The organism is Aeromonas sp. QDB03 (genome assembly GCF_027707985.1).
In the GTDB taxonomy this organism is placed as follows: Bacteria; Pseudomonadota; Gammaproteobacteria; order Enterobacterales; family Aeromonadaceae; genus Aeromonas; species Aeromonas hydrophila.
Map to the genome: position 1 here is coordinate 1 of NZ_JAPCJG010000025.1, position 3,128 is coordinate 3,128.

3 protein-coding genes are annotated in these 3,128 nt (G+C 34.6%); 1 reads left to right on the top strand and 2 read right to left on the bottom strand.

The features are described from left to right. Positions 1-922 precede the first annotated feature (922 nt). A complete protein-coding gene (locus PG900_RS22915) occupies positions 923-1,855 on the bottom strand; it encodes an IS5 family transposase (protein ID WP_270832367.1) in 933 nt (310 codons plus the stop codon). Positions 1,856-1,896: 41 nt separating this feature from the next. Between PG900_RS22915 and PG900_RS22920 the strand changes: the two genes are divergently transcribed. Next, a complete protein-coding gene (locus PG900_RS22920) occupies positions 1,897-2,328 on the top strand; it encodes a beta family protein (protein ID WP_270832368.1) in 432 nt (143 codons plus the stop codon). 254 nt (positions 2,329-2,582) lie between these two features. On the opposite strand, the gene PG900_RS22925 is transcribed toward PG900_RS22920, so the two are convergent. Further along, positions 2,583-3,080 carry a hypothetical protein gene (locus PG900_RS22925; protein ID WP_244014705.1) on the bottom strand — a complete coding sequence of 166 codons (498 nt, stop codon included), beginning with the start codon at positions 3,078-3,080 and terminating at the stop codon, positions 2,583-2,585. Positions 3,081-3,128 lie beyond the last annotated feature (48 nt).

The window sequence follows — 3,128 nt, forward strand, 5'->3', positions numbered from 1 at the left end:
GATATTCATTAGGCAAATTAAAGTTTTGATAAATTAAATTAATTGATTTATATCTTAAAATTTATATGTACTTTAATTAATTCATATGTTTAATAATGTTAATTGAATAACTATTTAATTTGATAGTGTGATGAATTAGTTGTATTCTTTCTTAATTGCTAAGTATTCATAGTTTATATACCCATCTTTCCCCAAAGTATGGGTATTTTTTTAACTAAAATTAATTGAAATGAAAATCATTATCATCTATAGTTTTGTTTAATATCAATCTAAGATACCTAGATTGTGTATTTATTGACAACTGGTAAAGACGGGCAATCTATTTTCCTAAACTTACATAATATTAAGAAGGAGGGTATTTAATCAGAACAATAAGCTAAGAATTTTAAGTTATTTAAGTAATACAAATAGTGTTGTATAGTTTTTGAACAATAAAAAATAGGGGTGATTACATGCTAGATAAATCAATAAACATCGCTTTTTTCTTCTTTATGTTCGCAAGTCTTACATTGTTAGTTTATCTCTTCGGGAGGCTACCTTCAGCGTTATGGGTACTATAGTAATCTACTTAAATTAAGAAGCTCATTTAAAGATGGGCTTCTTATTTATTCACCACAGAATAAGATTTTCTATTTCTTAATCAGATGTAACCGAGTTAGAACAAAAGCATGTTGTACAGATCTGTCTATCATGCTTCAATATTCCTATTGTTATTGGTCATAGGAAGGAATTTGTGATGAGTTACAACGATACACTTTTTCTAATTGATAATGACGGAAATGAGCACGAATTAACTCGAAATCAAGTTAATGAAGATGGAGAAATTCTCATTAAAAATTCTGAGATCAAGATCGAAGACGGGTTCAAAATGGCTTTGTTGCACAAAGATTTGAAATGCAAAGCGCCCCTAATTGAGCCAAATTTAAGGCGTAACTTGGGTAAGTGGTCGACCTAATTCCGTAAATCTGTTAAGGACTGCTACACGTGCATGGATCTCATTCACTTGGCTATCAAAACTCCTTGCACTGAGTTTATCTCCTAATAATTTGATGCAATGCATCTTAGTTTCAACCAAACTTCGCCGATGATAGCCTGACCATTTTTTCCATAGTGTCCTGCCTAAACTTTTAATTGTTCGAAGTAATTCATTTCGCTCTAGCGAGCTACTCTTTGTATCTTTCCATGGTTTCGCATTTTTTCTAGGTGGAATCACCGCATGCGCTTGCCGATCTGCAATGACCTGACGGCATTGCTTGGTGTCATAAGCTCCATCGGTATAAACAGAGTCAATCCGCTCATCTTGTGGAATCTGATTAAGTAAATCACCAAGCACCTGTGAATCACTGACATTATTGGTTGTAAGCTGAACTGCTCGTATTTGTAGGGTTTTAGCATCTATACCAATATGAAGTTTACGCCATTGGCGACGATATTCAGGTCCATGTTTCTTGCGTTTCCATTCGCCCTCACCTAGAAACTTCATGCCTGTAGAGTCCATGAGTAGATGCAGCCCATCGCTACTTTTTTGGTAGCTGATTACAATATCAATATGCTTTTGTCTTCTACAAAGCGTGGTGTAATCTGGAGCTATCCAATTTAATCCGCAAAGTTTAATCAGACTTTGCACAAAGCCAGTAACCATACGTAAAGACAGACGGAATAAGGATTTAATCATTAAGCAGCATTGGATGGCTGCGTCGGAGTAGGTTTGATTTCGCCCTTGTTTGCCTTTTGATGGCGCATACCATTGCGTAGCAGGATCAAACCAAATGGCAATATTTCCGCGACTCATGAGTGCTCGGTTATATGCGGGCCAATTGGTTGTGCGGTAGATTTTGTGTGTAGGCTTCTTCATTTGAAAATTATATCGCTAAAAAAGCCTTTACAGATAGGTTTGTGCAACAAAGCCGTTGTGGTCTATTATTGAGGAAAGAGTCTTTAATTTGGCAAAATTTAATAAAAATCTTTCCAAATTATTCATTCAAATATAGTGATTATGGTGTTAAAGCGCCAAGCGGTAAAGAAAATATTCCAGCTGGCGATAATGCAAATGGAAAGATTCGTTATACCACAGATAATCATTATTATATCGCACGTGGGCATATGATTAAAATTGATCACAACTTTTCTCAAATGCATACATTAGCGACTAAAATAGTTAATTCAACATATTTTGAGGATGACCCCTCTAGTTGGGCAGATTCTGAAATTAAAAAAGTAAGTAACCGAGAAAGAACCTCAGGAGGTCATGAAACGTGGATAACCATCGATACAAATCGACATATCCAGCATATTCTTGAAGAAATTAATCATAAAATACTCGTATAAATGCAATTTTGTTATTTATTGGGCACTATAATAGGTGCCCAACTATTAATATCTCAAATTTTGTGATTCTTCTTTAATATTAGTACACTATCTAGACAATAAATATATATTCACCTGCTAACAAGTATTAAAAAGCATATCCCCAAATTATATAATTTTCTTATCTTTAACTTTATTCACCTATGTGCTTTATCTCTCTTAAGAAGAGTAAAGAAAGTAATAAATTACCTATAAAAAACTCATGTTATATTTATCTATTTCTTCCATTTATCCCCAAACATTAGCTGTAAACGGTCAGCATCGATATTCAACTTAAACGTTCCATTACGAACTGCTTCTAAGGCTTTCTCGCGATTCATCCCCATCGAAAGTGGCTCCATCATGGTAAACAAACCTAACGTTGGATCAGAGGACTGCAAACCGGCAGCCACAGCTAAAACATACTCTCTGAGTAATGGTGAAGAAATTTGATTTATATTCGGTTCAGAGGCTTTGGGCTGCATATCAAGCACAGCAAAATTATCGCCTATCACATAATTTTGGATCTCATTCTCTTTTTTAATGATCTGATGTTGTAACGCTTTACGTACATCCTTATCTTCTTGATAAGGAACAACACCTACAGCTTCTTGACGCAATTCAGAATCCGCCATCACTTTAATGGTAGGCAATGAGGCAACTTCTTCTGCCTGTACAGTGGGTAACCAAACAGAAAGAGCCGTTGCAAGTATCGAAACTTTGATAAAGTTCATACATTTCACCTAAAAAATAAATCATCCTATACATTCAATAAAATGATT